The sequence below is a fragment of the Annamia dubia NIES-4383 genome, assembly GCF_055394725.1.
The window spans coordinates 1174776-1189560 of the sequence record NZ_AP025630.1; the positions used below are offsets into that span (position 1 = coordinate 1174776).

The 14785-nt window shown below is 33.8% G+C and carries 12 protein-coding genes; all 12 read right to left on the reverse strand.

Annotation, left to right across the window (positions count from 1 at the left end; all coding sequences use genetic code 11):
- Nucleotides 1-40 precede the first annotated feature (40 nt).
- Complete coding sequence (gene bioF / locus Anndu_RS05350; protein ID WP_464103382.1) at nucleotides 41-1201, reverse strand: 8-amino-7-oxononanoate synthase; 1161 nt, start codon at nucleotides 1199-1201, stop codon at nucleotides 41-43.
- Nucleotides 1188-1877 carry a riboflavin synthase gene (gene ribE, locus Anndu_RS05355; protein ID WP_464103383.1) on the reverse strand — a complete coding sequence of 230 codons (690 nt, stop codon included), beginning with the start codon at nucleotides 1875-1877 and terminating at the stop codon, nucleotides 1188-1190. Before ribE ends, bioF begins: the two co-directional genes overlap by 14 nt.
- Nucleotides 1878-1939: 62 nt before the next feature.
- Nucleotides 1940-2977, reverse strand: a complete 1038-nt coding sequence (locus tag Anndu_RS05360) for a glycerate kinase (RefSeq protein WP_464103384.1) — start codon at nucleotides 2975-2977, stop codon at nucleotides 1940-1942.
- 72 nt (nucleotides 2978-3049) lie between these two features.
- Nucleotides 3050-4816, reverse strand: coding sequence for an N-acetylmuramoyl-L-alanine amidase (locus tag Anndu_RS05365; RefSeq protein WP_464103385.1), 1767 nt, complete (start codon nucleotides 4814-4816; stop codon nucleotides 3050-3052).
- Nucleotides 4817-4922: 106 nt separating this feature from the next.
- Nucleotides 4923-5759: an alpha/beta fold hydrolase gene (locus Anndu_RS05370; RefSeq protein ID WP_464103386.1), complete on the reverse strand. Its 837-nt coding sequence runs from the start codon at nucleotides 5757-5759 to the stop codon at nucleotides 4923-4925.
- A gap of 182 nt (nucleotides 5760-5941) precedes the next feature.
- Nucleotides 5942-7315 carry a tRNA uridine-5-carboxymethylaminomethyl(34) synthesis GTPase MnmE gene (mnmE, locus tag Anndu_RS05375; protein WP_464103387.1) on the reverse strand — a complete coding sequence of 458 codons (1374 nt, stop codon included), beginning with the start codon at nucleotides 7313-7315 and terminating at the stop codon, nucleotides 5942-5944.
- A 40-nt stretch (nucleotides 7316-7355) separates the two neighbouring features.
- Nucleotides 7356-8579 (reverse strand): site-2 protease family protein, encoded by a 1224-nt coding sequence (locus Anndu_RS05380; protein WP_464103388.1) that lies wholly within the window; start codon nucleotides 8577-8579, stop codon nucleotides 7356-7358.
- Nucleotides 8580-8678: 99 nt separating this feature from the next.
- On the reverse strand, nucleotides 8679-9395 hold the full coding sequence (locus Anndu_RS05385; protein ID WP_464103389.1) for an FHA domain-containing protein: 717 nt from the start codon (nucleotides 9393-9395) through the stop codon (nucleotides 8679-8681).
- A gap of 176 nt (nucleotides 9396-9571) precedes the next feature.
- Nucleotides 9572-10618: an ABC transporter permease gene (locus tag Anndu_RS05390; RefSeq protein ID WP_464103390.1), complete on the reverse strand. Its 1047-nt coding sequence runs from the start codon at nucleotides 10616-10618 to the stop codon at nucleotides 9572-9574.
- Between the two features lie 69 nt (nucleotides 10619-10687).
- The gene (locus Anndu_RS05395) at nucleotides 10688-11206 is read right to left on the reverse strand and encodes an adenine phosphoribosyltransferase (RefSeq protein WP_464103391.1); all 519 of its coding nucleotides are present in this window, start codon (nucleotides 11204-11206) and stop codon (nucleotides 10688-10690) included.
- A 145-nt stretch (nucleotides 11207-11351) separates the two neighbouring features.
- Nucleotides 11352-12413 carry an IS630 family transposase gene (locus Anndu_RS05400; RefSeq protein ID WP_464102232.1) on the reverse strand — a complete coding sequence of 354 codons (1062 nt, stop codon included), beginning with the start codon at nucleotides 12411-12413 and terminating at the stop codon, nucleotides 11352-11354.
- A 153-nt stretch (nucleotides 12414-12566) separates the two neighbouring features.
- Nucleotides 12567-14480 carry a molecular chaperone DnaK gene (gene dnaK / locus Anndu_RS05405; protein WP_464103392.1) on the reverse strand — a complete coding sequence of 638 codons (1914 nt, stop codon included), beginning with the start codon at nucleotides 14478-14480 and terminating at the stop codon, nucleotides 12567-12569.
- Between the last annotated feature and the right edge of the window lie 305 nt (nucleotides 14481-14785).

The window sequence follows — 14785 nt, forward strand, 5'->3', positions numbered from 1 at the left end:
TAATTTTTTCAATCTGGCTTTTTTAAAGTTAAATTTAAAGTTAAAAAATAAGTCTATTTTTTAATATTTCTAACATTTTTATTTGTTCTTGATTGTGGGTGGCCATCACTGAAAAGCGGATCCGGCTTGTGGGTACGGTGGGAGGGCGAATAGCCGGAGCTAATATACCTTTATTTTTTAAAATTTCTGCTATGTTTAAGGCTTCTTCAGGTGTTTTTAAGGGTAAACAAATAATAGGAGATTGGGAGGGTAATAATTTTATATCTTTAAATATTTCTTTTAAAGAGTTTACATTTTTCCATAATTTAGCCCGTCTTTGCGGTTCTTTTTCGATAATTTTAATAGCTTCTAAGGCCGAGGCGGTGTCGGCGGGGGATAACCCTGTAGTATAAATCCATGTGGCCGCACGGTTTCGCAAATAATCAATTAAAATTTTACTTCCGGCTACATAACCTCCTAAACTTCCTAAAGCTTTACTTAATGTTCCCATTTGAATCAGAGGTTTCCCCGTACAATTAAACTGTTCTACCACTCCTGCCCCTGTTGCTCCCATTACACCAGTACCATGAGCCTCATCCACTAATAACATACAATCATAGGATTGTGATAACTCAAAAAGCTCAGAAAGAGGACAAATATCACCATCCATGCTAAAAACCGTGTCGGTGGTAAGCAAACAACGGCGGTATTTTGAGCGATTTTCCTCTAATTTTTGACGTAAATCAGCCATATTACAGTGTAAATAGTCAATTATCGTGGCTTTGCTCAATTTTGCTCCATTTTTCAGGCTAGAGTGATTATATTCATCCCCTAAAATTAAATCTTTTGCCCCCACTAAGGCGGTAATAGTACCGATGTTCGCCAAATAACCGGAACTAAAAACGATCGCATCTTCCGTCTGTTTGAAGGCGGCGATCGAGCTTTCTAACTCTTGATGTAAGGGGCGATCGCCCGTTAAAAGACGTGATCCCGTGCTACCCGTGCCATATTTTTCAATAGCTGCGATCGCCGCCTGTTGCAGTCTGGGATCACCAGCCAAGCCCAAATAGTCATTACTAGCAAAATTAATCAAATTTTTGCCATTAATTGTAATAGTTGAAGCGGGTAAACTATCAATAGTTTTAACTTGACGATACCAGTTAGCTTTTTTGATAGTATCAAGGGATTTTTCTAGCCATGAATAGGGGTTAGATGTAGCCATTTTCTGTTAAAAATTCTAATGAGATATTTTCAGTTTGTTGTTTAGTAATTTGATGATGTTTTAACAATTTTTCCACATATTTACCTAATATATCACCCTCCAAATTAACCAGATTTCCTACTTTTAAATAAGCCAAATTTGTGTGATGATAAGTGTGAGGAATTACCGCCACTTTAAACCAATTTCCTAACGGATCACAGTCGGCTATAGTTAAACTAATACCATTAACAGAAATACTGCCTTTAATAACAAGATAGGGGGCTATAAAATCTTGCCATTGTTGTTGTAAAAGAGGGGGAAAGGTAAAAATTAATTCCCATGCTTGATCGGTTTTAATTGATGATTTTAAACAGCCTATTCCATCCACATGGCCTGTTACAAAATGCCCCCCTAATTTACTTCCCATTCTTAAAGAAGTTTCTAAATTAACAACAGGTGAAACTTGATTTTTTTGACCTAAAGTAGTACGTTTTAAAGTTTCAGGAGAAACAGTGGCAATAAAACCATTGTTTAAAATTGATTCTACTGTTAAACAAACCCCATCAACCGCCACACTATCACCTATTTCTAAATCTTTAAGTATAATTTGGGGTTGATCTTTGTCAATTTTAATAATAAATTGATCTTCATTAGAAGCTTCAATTTTACCTAAACTTTGAATTAAACCTGTAAACATTAATAATAATTTTTGATCAATAATTTTAAATATTTATTATCGAGACATACCATGTTAAGTCTCTACGGTTGATAAATTTTTTCAGGTAAATGATCTTGATTAATTTCAATGACTAAATCAACTAAATTAGGATTTTTAGTTAAAGGTTTAATCAATAATTCAGGATGGAGCGATCGCCAGAAATAATTAACAAAATTTTCTATTTCTCGATCGCCCATTCCCGTTTTACCCTCAGCGATCATTTTTTGTTCAGCATCCTTACGCCATTGTAAACTAAAACGGTAATTTTGAGGCCATAAAATAATTAAACTAGCTAATTTTTCCCAGAGGGGCAAATATTCCCCTAAACGCTCATTATTATCTTTAGCAAATTGGCGATCTTCTGCTGTTAAAATAGGATCAAGGGGCTGATCAAAATTACTTTCATCTATTGATCTTACACCAACAAACCAACCTTCAAATAAAATAATATCAGGTTTATTAATACTTTCAAAATGACTTCTTTCTCCTATGCCATGATAAGCCGATTTATCAAAGCGAGGGATTAAAATTTGAGTGATATTTTTGTCTTCTAAACTATTAAATAAATTTAAAGCTAATTTAAGATCATGGGTTAAAGGAGCGCCTCGATAAATTAAACGGGGATCAAATGTTAATAATTCTTGTCTTTCTTGATAGGTTTTATAAAAATCATCAAGGGAAATACTAATAGTTTGATAACCTAAAAATTCAAGAATTAAGATTAAAATTTTAGTTAAAGTTGTTTTTCCTGTACCTTGACTGCCTAAAATTCCTTGAATCAAAACTTGATTTGATTTTGCTTTTTTCTGGGCAATTTGTAAAGCTAAAGGTAGCCATAAATTCCATAATAATTTAAGAATTAACTCTTGATTTTTCAAATTAAATTGATCACAAAGATTAACTATTTCAGGATATAAATTAATTAATAAATTAGCCCTAATTTTAATTTGTTCTAAAGCATTATTTTGATTAAGATTAAAGGGATTATTTTTAATGGTCAATTCATCAGATAATAATAACTCTAATTCTGCTAAATTAAGATGATTTTGATTAACTAATTTTTCTAATAAATTTAACATAATATATAAATATTTTTAAAAACTTTAAAAGCCCCTACCCTTTCCAATCTAAATTAAACTAATAATTGTATTTTAACCTTGATTGACAAGCCATTGAACGATCCCATCAGCTAAAACTTCAGCTAACTTTTGTTGTTTATTAGGATTAGAAATCCATTCAAATTCTTCAGGATTAATAATAAAACCTAATTCTAACAGCACCGAGGGCGCAATTGTGGGACGAGTTAAAGCTAAATTATTCCAATATACTCCATAGGAATTACGCTGTAAATTTTCCACTAAATAATTCTCTAAAAAAACCGCTAAAGAATGGGCTTGGGGATGATACCAAAATGTACTTATTCCCCTTGTATTTAACGCATCTCCCTGATCGGGTAAAGCATTATAATGTAAAGAAATAGCAATAGTTGGTTGAGTTTGATTAATAATATTAATTCTCTCATTTAATGATAAAGTTTGATCACTTTCTCTTGTCATTATAACTTTAATTCCTCTCTTAATTAATTCCTGTTTTAATAATTGAGAAATAACTAAATTTGCATCTTTTTCGGCGTAACCTGTTGGGCTAATCGCTCCACTTTCTGAGCCACCATGGCCAGGATCTAATAAGATAGTAACATCAGATAAAGATTGACTATTAATTTGGGGCTGATGACGCAAAGAAAGCACTAAACTTGTTTGATCATATTTGACATTATAACCCCATTGTTGATCTGTTTTAAAATGAAAGGTATATTGTACAGAATTAGGGGTAATTTGTTGCCAGTCTAATCTTTCAATTAAGGGATCATCATCTATATAAATTGTATCAGTTTGGGCAATGGTATTATAAAGGGTTAAAGTTAAAGTGTTACTACCCTGATTAATATTAATTGGTACGGGTGTTTGTAAAGGGAAAATTATATCAGTTTGTCCTTCTTTTTCTTCTGCTTTAATACTTCTAATTATGGTTTGTGGTGGAATGGCATTAGGAATAATTCTGGTATCTTCTTTTTTAATCCATCCACCATAATCTAATCTTAACCAGTCACCTTCTGAGCCTATAACAGATGCTCTTGTGCCTTGTGGTAAGGGAGTTAAACGGGAATAATTACTATTTGAACCTGTGCGAGTAATGGCATTTTCAGCTATTACTTCAATCACGGTATGATAGGGAGAAATTATACTAATTTTTCCTGTACCTTGTTGTTGATTTTCTTGTCCATTTAAGTTAAGATTAAAAATAGGATAACCTAATTCCCCAATTTGATAAAAAGTTGTACAACCTTGATAGGTTTCAATATTAGATGAAATTGGTTGATTATTACCTGTTAAAACTGCTGAATTTTCAGGAAGTTGGATATTTTGTTGTTGAGGAAATAGGGGTATTTTCTGATTGGCTAAATTAACAAAAACTTCTCCGTTTTGAGGGGCTACGGCACTAAAACAAATTAACTCATTGGGCAGTTTACTAATGTCAAGATTAGGCATTAAACTATTATTAGCAAATGTTACCCCCTGTGGCACTTCAATTTGATTATTTAAACGGGTAATTGTAATATTTATTTCTTCATTTTGATGGCGAATGGTAAAATGATTTTCTCCTAGTTGTAAGGGAAAACTAGGCGCAAAATGGCCGGCATTACTACGGGGTATTTTTTGATTATTAATTAAAACGTCACCTTCGGGGGAGGCTGTGCCAATGAAAAAGATGTGATTGGCGGTAGTTTGATGGTTTTGAGGGGGATAGGATAGGTTTAATTTTTGGCTAATTTGAGCGTTTACGGTCATAATTCGCCCCATCATACCTGATGCTATCATGAAAGTGGTACTTAGGGTAAAATTTAAAATTTTCTTCATATTTTTTGGTTTAATTATATTAATAAAAATATTAAAATAATCAAGCTATAGAAGCTTGATCTACTATTATATTAATTTAATAAATGACCAATGACCAATTAATTAATTATTTTTTTCTTAATAAAAATTTGACTAATTCTTCATTAATTTCTTTCGCCCAATGTTCTTGGGGATAATGTTTCGCTTCGGGTAAAATTATTAATTGAAAATTATCTTTTTTAGCTAATTTTTCTACGGGTTCAATTGATAACCAAGGATCATCTTTTCCCCAAATTATTAAAGTGGGTTTTTCCCAATTTGATAAGCCTTTTTCAATTTCTAACATTGATTGAGATAGTTGTAAATTTTTACTAATTGCTAATAGTGATCGCCCCGCACTAGAACTTTTTAAAAACGGTTTACGATAAAGGTCTAAATGCTCATCGGAAATAATAAAACCGCTTCCACCTTCAAGGGTACGATCTACTAACAGAGGATCCTGAGTTAACATATCTCCAGCAAGGGGAATTGTCCACTGTTTCATCATCCAAGGCAATTTTGCCTCGGTTGAAAGGGGGGTATTTAAAATAATTAAACCTTTAATTTGCTGAGGATTTCGCAGGGCATACTGAATACCTACTGAGCCTAAAAATCCTTGTACCACTAAAAAACATTCTTTGATTTCTAATTGATTTAAAAAGTCTGAAAGTTTATCTATATAAGCATCTGGGGTATATTTAAAATCTCGTTTGTCAGGATGAGTAGAACAACCTGCTCCAAGCCAGTCTGGAGCGATCGCGCGAAAACCTTGCTCACCAACGGCGGTTAACATTTCACCCCAACAATAACTATGGGCAGGAATACCATGCAAAAAGACAATGTTTGAGGTGACTTCCGTTGACTCACTTTCTCGGTAAAACCATTGATCTTGATTAACTTTAATTGTTTTTTCGGTAAAAGACATCAGTATTTTTTGAATGTGACAATCTTAATTTATCATTAAAAGAGTATTTTTTCAAAGGAAATAATGATAGAAATTAATTCTATTTCTCTTTACTTAGTATTCACTTATTAAAAAATTTTTAAGCTATTTTTGAGGTTTTAATGATTACCAAAAATGTTAATCATTACTTTAAATATAAAGCCTTATTTCCCAATGCAAAAATGGCTAAAAATTCGATCTAAAACTGATTCTGTGATTTCTTCTCCAGTTATTTCCCCAAAAATTGAAATAGCACTTCTTAGATCAATTGTCCAAAAATCTAAAGGTAATTGATTATTGATTGTTTCTTGTACTTGCATTAAAGCCGTTTTTGCTCTAATTAAAGCCCCTTTCTGTCTTTGATTAATGGCAAAATCTACGTCTAAAGCCGTAATTTCTTGAGCTTTTATTGCCTTTAAAATTGCATTTTCTAATTCTTCTATTCCCTGATTTAAGGCCACTGCTGTATTAACTTGATGCTTAATTTTTGGGATATTTTCTAATAATTTAGATGGCTGTAAATCACATTTATTAATCACCAAAATTAAAGGCCGATCTTTTATTTTTTCGTAAATTTCTGTATCTTCTTTTGTCCAACCTTCTTCATAATTAATAGTAAATAAAATTAAATCTGCTTTTTGCACCAGATTGAGCGATCGCTCAACCCCTATTTTTTCTACGGTGTCGCTAGTGGCTCTAATCCCTGCCGTATCTAACACTTGAATGGGTATGCCTTTAACCACTAATTGAGATTCTACCACATCCCTTGTCGTGCCGGGCAAATCAGTGACGATCGCTCGATCGCTCTGACTCCAAGCATTTAATAAACTGGATTTTCCCACGTTGGGACGACCTAAAATCGCCACTTTTAAGCCTGATCGTAACAATTCCCCCCGATCAGCCGTAGCTAAAATCTGATTAACTTCATCTAATACTGAGTTTAAGCTCTGTTTTATTTTATTTTCATTTAAAGGAGGTAAATCTTCTTCAAAATCAATTCTGGCCTCAACTTCGGCTAAAATATCTAAACAAGTGTTTCTCAAGGTGCGGATAGGTTGGGCTAATCGCCCTTGTAATCCGGCTAAAGCGATTTGAGCAGATTGGGGTGATTGGGCGTTGACAAGTTCGGCCACGCTTTCGGCCTGAGTTAGATCAATCCTACCATTGAGGAAAGCTCTTAAAGTAAATTCTCCTGCCTGTGCCAATCTTGCCCCATTTTCCAAACATAACTGTAATACTTGTTGCACAGGGATGATCCCCCCATGACAATGAAACTCGATCACATCTTCACGGGTGAACGATCGAGGGGCTTTCATTATTAATAAGAGGGCTTCATCTACAATTTGAGAGGTTTTAGAGTCTTTGATATGGCCGTATAAAATCCGATGGGATTCCCACTTTTGTGAGCCACAGGGGTGAAATAATGTTTGTGCGATCGCAAGGGCTTTTTCCCCTGATAATCTCACAATCCCGATACTACCCTGTTGAGGCACAACGGCTGATGCGATCGCTACAATAGTTTCTCTTTGTAATGTCATTGTTATTTGTTATTGGTTATTTATTATTAAATATTAATTATCAATTATTAATTGATTTAAGGGTTTTTGCAATTAAATCTAATTGTAAACCAAGGGGATAAACATGATCTTGTTTAACTTTTTCCATCTCAAATTCAGGTATTAATAAATCCCTTTTTTGGGCAATTGCTTTGACAATATCACAGCGATCGATCACACCTGAAACAGCCCCGGCCGGTGATAAAACGGTAAGATAAAAATCTTTTGTTTTAATGTCTTCTAACTTTAAAATAACTTGATATAAAGGGGTATTTTCTGTTACTGAAGGAATAGTATTTAAAGGGTGGATAATTTCATTTAAAGTTAAACTTTCCCATTGACTCCTTTCAATATTTTGTAAATCATTTATTTTTAATAAACCACGATAACGCCCTTGAGAAGCTACGAAGTAGGGTGCGGGATAACCTAAATTATTTAAGATATATTCTTCCGTAAAATTTCTAATAGTTAACTGGCCATTTAATACTTTAAATTTACGCATCATTACATCTTGAGCCGTTAAATTTACAATCATTTTTTGTAAAATTGCCACTTGTTCATAAACTGTTGCATTGCGTAAAATAAACCAACCAATTAATGTTAACCAAATACCACTTAAATCACTACTTAAAAAGATAATAATAAAGCCTAGTGATACCCCTATCCAGCCTAATATTTTACCACTAACTCCTGCATATTCCATCCCCTTAAAACGATCGCCTGTAACTTTCCAGATCATAGCTTTTAAAACTTGGCCACCATCTAAAGGTAAGCCCGGAATTAAATTAAATATTCCCAAAACTAAATTAATTCTTGCTACTTCTAAAGTAATATTACCAAAAACATTATTAAGGGATAAAAATTGGGTACAAATCCAAAAAATTCCGAATAAAATAAAACTAACAATCGGGCCGGCGATGGCCACTTGAATAGCTTGTTTTGGGGTATTAGATTCCTTTTCTAAAGAGGCCACTCCACCAAATAAAAATAAAGTAATTGAATTAACTTTAATTCCTTGGGATTGGGCAACTAAACTATGACCTAATTCATGTAATAAAACGGAAATAAATAATAATAAAGCCATGACTAAACCTGTTAGCCATCCAAAAAATCCAGACAGATTTAAACTACTGGTATTAATATCATTTGCATTGACAATAGTAACAAGAGCTAAAATAATAAACCAACTAGAGTCAACAAAAAAAGGAATCCCAAATAATGAACCAATTTGCCAATTTTTGCGCATAATTGTTAATTAATAAAAATTATTTTTTTATTTTACTTTTTTTCAATTAATTTATTACCAATTATTCCCCCTCTCCCTTGGGAGAAGGGGGTGAGGGCTTTAGGACATTTGAAAAATAAAAGTCATTTTATCACCTTTGCCTAATCCGATGCGATCGCCTGGCCGTAAACGATGACGATTTCCGGCTAATAAAGGCGTATGATTGATATATGTGCCATTAGAACTGCCCACATCTTCAATATAGAAAGAATCTCCTTCTACTCTAATATCCGCATGGATCCGAGAGACAATTTCCGAGTTAGGAAAACCGGAAACGTCTATGTCAGGGGGGATTTGTTCATTGGGCTTACCAATATGAATTACAGATAAATTTTGTTGAATTTCAATTTTTGTGCTTGTTTGCACATGAAATAAACTGGCAGTTTGGATCTGTAATCGAGTGGCACTACCCGTAGCTACAGGAGTTTGACTGACTGGATTTTCTACTAAAGTGATGGGATCGGGATCCGGAATAGATGAAGATGTGACAGGGGTAGGAGGTTGATGTTGGGCTTCTAACTCAGCTTGCGCCGCAGAAGAAAGACTCACAGTGGCGGGAATTGAACTTTCCTGTTCAATTTCACTAACGGCCGTGGGAATTAAATTAAATCCACATTGACCGCAAAAAGTAGCATTAGTTTCGATCTCTGCCCCACAATTAGGGCAATTACTACCTAGATTTGATTGTACATTCCCAACAGGTAAAGGGGTATAACAGGCTTCACACTGAGTAGCACCATCGGGATTTTGATGTTGACAATTAGGACAACTAATCATTTTTTTAGTTCCTTATCAATAATGTTTTTTCTTTTTTGATATTACTATTTTACATCAAATCATTTAACCTGTTTAATGATCATTAAATTAAATAAATTTTAACATATTTAATTCTAATCAAGTTTTTTTTCTAATGAATTATTACTTACTACTTATTAGTTATTACTTAATTTATTTTAGTCTAAATTTTCCAGTTTGATGCGTGGGTCTACGATTTTTAAGAGTAAATCAGCTAATAAATTACCTAAAATTAACATGGCCGCCCCCATCATTAAACTAGCCATCACTAAATATAAATCTTGTGCCTGTACTGATTGTAAAATTAAACGTCCTAAACCCGGAAAATTAAAGAAATATTCAGCAATAAAAGAACCACTTAATAAACTAGCAAATTCAAAGCCTAAAAGGGTAATTAAAGGATTAATTGCATTGCGTAAAGCATGAACATAAATTACTTTATTTTCAGGTAATCCTTTGGCTCTTGCTGTTTGAATATAGTCTTGTCTTAATACGTCTAATAATTGACCTCTCGTTAATCTTTGTAATCCGGCAAAACTGGTAATACTTAAAGCAATAATTGGTAAAATACTATGCCAAATTAAATCTAAAATTTTCCCTAACAATGAGAAATTATCAAAGTTAATACTGGTCATATTTCCAACGGGAAATAAAGGGCTAGTGACTTGGGCAAAAAACAATAAAATTAAGGCGGTAATAAAACTAGGAAAACCTTGACCAATATAACTAATTACCCTCAAACTTTTATCAATTAAAGTATTTTGTTTAACCGCACTAATAATACCTAATGGAATGGCGATCGCCCATGTGACAATAATAGAAGAAATTGCTAATAAAAGGGTATTTAAAACCCGTTCTTGAATTAGATCAGAAACGGAACGGGAATTAGCAAAACTTTGACCAAAATCAAACTCAAAAATAACTTTTTTTAACCAGAGAAAATATTGGGTAATTAAAGGTTGATCTAAGCCAAAATCTTGACGATAGGCGTTTAAAGTTGCTTCAGAAATTTTGGGATCAAGTTTAAGTTGAGATAGCACATCTCCGGGGGCTAATTGTACGATAAAAAAACATAAAGCTGAAGCTAATAATAGGGTTAAAATTGCTTCTAATAATCTTTTAATTATATAAAGAGTGGTATCATTAGTTAAAATTGATAAATTGATTGGCTTTTTTTTTATTGAATTTAAAAATGGATTGGCCATAATTATTAATTGATAATTGATAATGGATAGTTGATAAATAACTAATAACTAATAACACTAAGATTAAAGTTAATATTGGACTAAAGAAATGATAGGTAAATCAGGTAATTTTTCCCTACCTTTTAAATCTTTTAATTCAATAATAAAAGCAAAACCTAACACTTCACAACCTAATTTTTGTAATAATTCGGCCGTGGCTTTAGCCGTGCCTCCAGTGGCAATTAAGTCATCAACAATTAACACTTTTTTTTCAGTTTCTACCGCATCTTGATGAATTTCTAATTGATCCGTACCATATTCTAATTCATATTCTACCGTATGCACGGCGGCCGGTAATTTTCCGGGTTTTCTAACAGGTACAAAACCCGCATCTAAATGATAGGCTAAGGCAGGAGCAAAAATAAATCCTCTTGACTCCATTCCTACAATAAGATCGGGGTTTAAATTATTAATTTTACATTGATGTGCTAGGTGATCAATGGTATAACGTAAGCCTTGGGCATGACTTAATAAGGGGGTAATATCACGAAAAATAATCCCCGCTTTAGGAAAGTCTGGAATATCTCTAATTAATGATTTAATATCCATTTATTTTTTAATTTTTAATTAGTTGATTTGTCAACAATTGTCAATTATCCACTGTTAACTGTCAACTAATAAGATGGGCATTATTATTTTATCTTATACCATTTACATAAAGTAAATTCAGACTGATACCATTTACAAAAAGTAGCTACACAGATAAAGCATTAACAATATAATCCCAACCTGCTAAAGACAGGATAAAATCTTCTTGTAAATTATTTAAGATATTAGCTACTTTATTTTTGACATCATCTAAGTTCTTAAACCAGATATTTTTTAACTGTTGTTTGATATATAACCACAGTCTTTCAATCGGATTTACTTCTGGACAATAAGGTGGTTGAAATAACAAAATTATATTCTCAGGTACTTCTAACTTTTTGGCAGTATGACAGGGTGCATTATCTAACTGTATTATATGAACCTCATCGGGATATTCTTTACTAAATTCTGTTAAATATTTACCAAAGCATTCACTATTAAAATGAGATAGTTCATAGAAAAAACTTTTGCCATTTTCTACTTCGATTAATCCATAAAGATAATAATAGTCATAATGCCATTGTAATTCTTGTTCTGGTTTGACTCCTTTTAAAGTTATTTTCCTTCCTAATTCTGTTCTAAAACCTAATCTAGTTTCATCTTGACACCAGTAACAAATATTTTTAGTATCACCCCATTTCTCTTTTATTTGAGCTATTATGCCTTTTAATCTTATGGGTAAATACTCTTTAAATACGGATATTACCCCTTCATTTTGATACTCATGATAAGGACGTGGTACTTTTAATTTTGCCCCTAATTCGTATCTCACTAATTGATGTATTGTGGTATAACTTATCTCAATATCTTGACAAGTAAATAACCATATTTTTATTTCTTGGTAACTGTTAAATCCTTGAGGCTCACTTAATTCTTTTTTGACCAGAGCAACTGTTTCTAGCTCTAGTTTTTTTGGTCTTCCTGTTTTATTATGTTCTTGTAATAATGCGTCTAATCCTTCCGTCTTATATAAGTGAAACCATTCGTAAATTGTTCTCTCACTACGCCCCATCATTACCGCTAAGTATCTGATCGTTTCAGCCACTTGAATTTTCCAAAGATATAAAGCTTGAACTTTGGCAAAATTCAAAGCTGTTTTTTGTTGTTTCATGAGATTTTTTAGTGTATCTGCTGATTCAATTACTTCTATTTTTGATATTCCTGACATACTATTGCTCCTGTTAATTTATTCCTATACTAACCCTGAACTTACTTTTTGTAAATGGTATTAACCTAAAAAAAATGGGATCAATGATCAAAAAAAAGCCCTCTCTTTCATTAAAGAGAGGGTTTGAGGGTTAAATAAAAGAGTTTATCGAGCCTACTTAGTCTCAGAAAACTCAGCATCAATTACATCATCGCCACCATCGGAAGAACCGCCAGTTGTACCACCTGCGGCCGCATTGGGATCAAAACCACCTTCAGCGCCTCCGGCTTGTTGATAGAGATTGCTACCGATCGTGTATAAAGTTTGTTGTAACTCAGGCATTACAGTTTGAATTTTGGCATCGTCTTCTTTAGCGACAGCGTCTTTTAAGTCACTGATCAAACTTTCAGCCTTAGTTTTATCTGCACTAGGTACTTTATCTCCTAATTCTTTCAGTTGTTTTTCTGCTTGATATACTAAAGAATCAGCTTGGTTTTTGCGATCGATTTTCTCACGGCGCTCTTTATCGGCGGCCGCATTGGCTTCGGCTTCTTTCACCATGCGATCGACTTCCAGATCCGGTAAAGTAGAAGCACCTGTAATACTGATGGACTGCTCTTTACCAGTTCCTTTATCCTTAGCAGTAACTTGTAAAATACCGTTAGCATCAATATCAAAGGTAACTTCGATCTGAGGTACACCACGAGGAGCAGGGGGAATACCGTCTAAACGGAATGTTCCTAAACTCTTATTATCTTTAGAAAATTCCCGCTCACCTTGTAAAACGTGGATCTCTACGTTAGTTTGACCATCTACCGCAGTAGAAAAAGTTTCTGATTTTTTGGTAGGAATGGTGGTATTACGGGGAATAATTTTGGTCATGACACCGCCAAGGGTTTCCACACCAAGGGATAAAGGTGTAACGTCAAGTAAGAGAATATCTTTAACTTCCCCTGCTAACACACCACCTTGAATGGCCGCGCCCACAGCTACCACTTCATCAGGGTTAACGGTTTGGTTCGGTTTTTTCCCTAAGATTTTTTCAACTACATCAACTACGGAAGGAATACGGGTTGATCCGCCCACTAAGACTACTTCATCAATGGCAGACTTATCAATTTTGGCATCACGGATCGCATTTTCCACGGGGATCCGACAGCGATCAATCAAGTCTGAGCAAAGTTCTTCAAATTTAGCACGGGTTAAGGTAGTATCAAGATGTTTCGGCCCGTCTTGAGTTGCGGTAATAAAGGGTAAATTAATTTCCGCTTGGGTAACGCTAGAAAGTTCAATTTTCGCTTTTTCGGCCGCTTCAGTTAAGCGTTGTAAAGCCTGTTTATCTTGACGTAACTCGATCCCTTCAGTTTGCTTAAAGGTATCGGCTAAAAAGTCCACAATTTTTTTATCAAAGTCATCACCACCGAGGTGAGTATCTCCAGAAGTGGCTAATACTTCAAATACACCGTCACCCACTTCTAAAATAGATACGTCAAAAGTACCACCACCAAGGTCAAATACTAAAATCGTTTCATTACTTTTCTTATCTAAACCATAAGCTAAAGAAGCGGCCGTAGGTTCATTAATAATACGTTTTACTTCAATACCTGCAATTTTACCAGCGTCTTTAGTAGCTTGGCGTTGGGAGTCGTTGAAATAAGCCGGAACGGTAATAACTGCCTCGGTAACAGGTTCACCTAAATATTTACTCGCATCATCAACTAATTTGCGTAAAACTTGAGCAGAAATTTCTTCAGGTGCAAATTTTTTCTCCATTGAAGGGCAATCTAATTTTACATTGCCGTTACCATCCTGTAACACTTGATAGGAAACTTCGGTCGCTTCGTTGGTTATTTCTGTATGTTTACGTCCGATAAAGCGTTTAACTGAATAGAAAGTGTTACCGGGGTTCATTACTGCTTGACGTTTGGCGATCTGACCCACAAGGCGATCTCCATTTTTCGCATAAGCTACAACGGAGGGAGTAGTTCTAAAACCTTCGGCATTAGCAATAACAACGGGTTTTCCCCCTTCCATCACAGCGACACAGGAGTTAGTAGTTCCTAAGTCTATTCCCACAACTTTACCCATAAAAGAATCTCCTAAATATAAATAAGATTAATAAATTTAAAGTTAAGATTGTTAGTTAAAATGTTTGTCTTAATTTAACTTAACTCTATCTTGAAGTATGTTAATCAATCTTACATAGTGTAAATTTCCGTACCTTGAATACGGTTTTCCTTTTTTTGATGATTTAATCAAAATTTACAAAAAAAATGCCCCTATTTTCGTAGGGAGGGCAGATTGTTTTTTATATGGGGGTAAAAATGCAATTTTTAGTTCAATTGATTGAAGATTTACTGTTAACTTTGACCTCAATTTTAAAGTGAATTAAT

Coding starts and splice junctions, on each gene's coding strand:
- bioF (WP_464103382.1), bottom strand. CDS start 1,201: ATGGCTACATCTAACCCCTATTCATGGCTAGAAAAATCCCTTGATACT.
- ribE (WP_464103383.1), bottom strand. CDS start 1,877: ATGTTTACAGGTTTAATTCAAAGTTTAGGTAAAATTGAAGCTTCTAAT.
- Anndu_RS05360 (WP_464103384.1), bottom strand. CDS start 2,977: ATGTTAAATTTATTAGAAAAATTAGTTAATCAAAATCATCTTAATTTA.
- Anndu_RS05365 (WP_464103385.1), bottom strand. CDS start 4,816: ATGAAGAAAATTTTAAATTTTACCCTAAGTACCACTTTCATGATAGCA.
- Anndu_RS05370 (WP_464103386.1), bottom strand. CDS start 5,759: ATGTCTTTTACCGAAAAAACAATTAAAGTTAATCAAGATCAATGGTTT.
- mnmE (WP_464103387.1), bottom strand. CDS start 7,315: ATGACATTACAAAGAGAAACTATTGTAGCGATCGCATCAGCCGTTGTG.
- Anndu_RS05380 (WP_464103388.1), bottom strand. CDS start 8,579: ATGCGCAAAAATTGGCAAATTGGTTCATTATTTGGGATTCCTTTTTTT.
- Anndu_RS05385 (WP_464103389.1), bottom strand. CDS start 9,395: ATGATTAGTTGTCCTAATTGTCAACATCAAAATCCCGATGGTGCTACT.
- Anndu_RS05390 (WP_464103390.1), bottom strand. CDS start 10,618: ATGGCCAATCCATTTTTAAATTCAATAAAAAAAAAGCCAATCAATTTA.
- Anndu_RS05395 (WP_464103391.1), bottom strand. CDS start 11,206: ATGGATATTAAATCATTAATTAGAGATATTCCAGACTTTCCTAAAGCG.
- Anndu_RS05400 (WP_464102232.1), bottom strand. CDS start 12,413: ATGTCAGGAATATCAAAAATAGAAGTAATTGAATCAGCAGATACACTA.
- dnaK (WP_464103392.1), bottom strand. CDS start 14,480: ATGGGTAAAGTTGTGGGAATAGACTTAGGAACTACTAACTCCTGTGTC.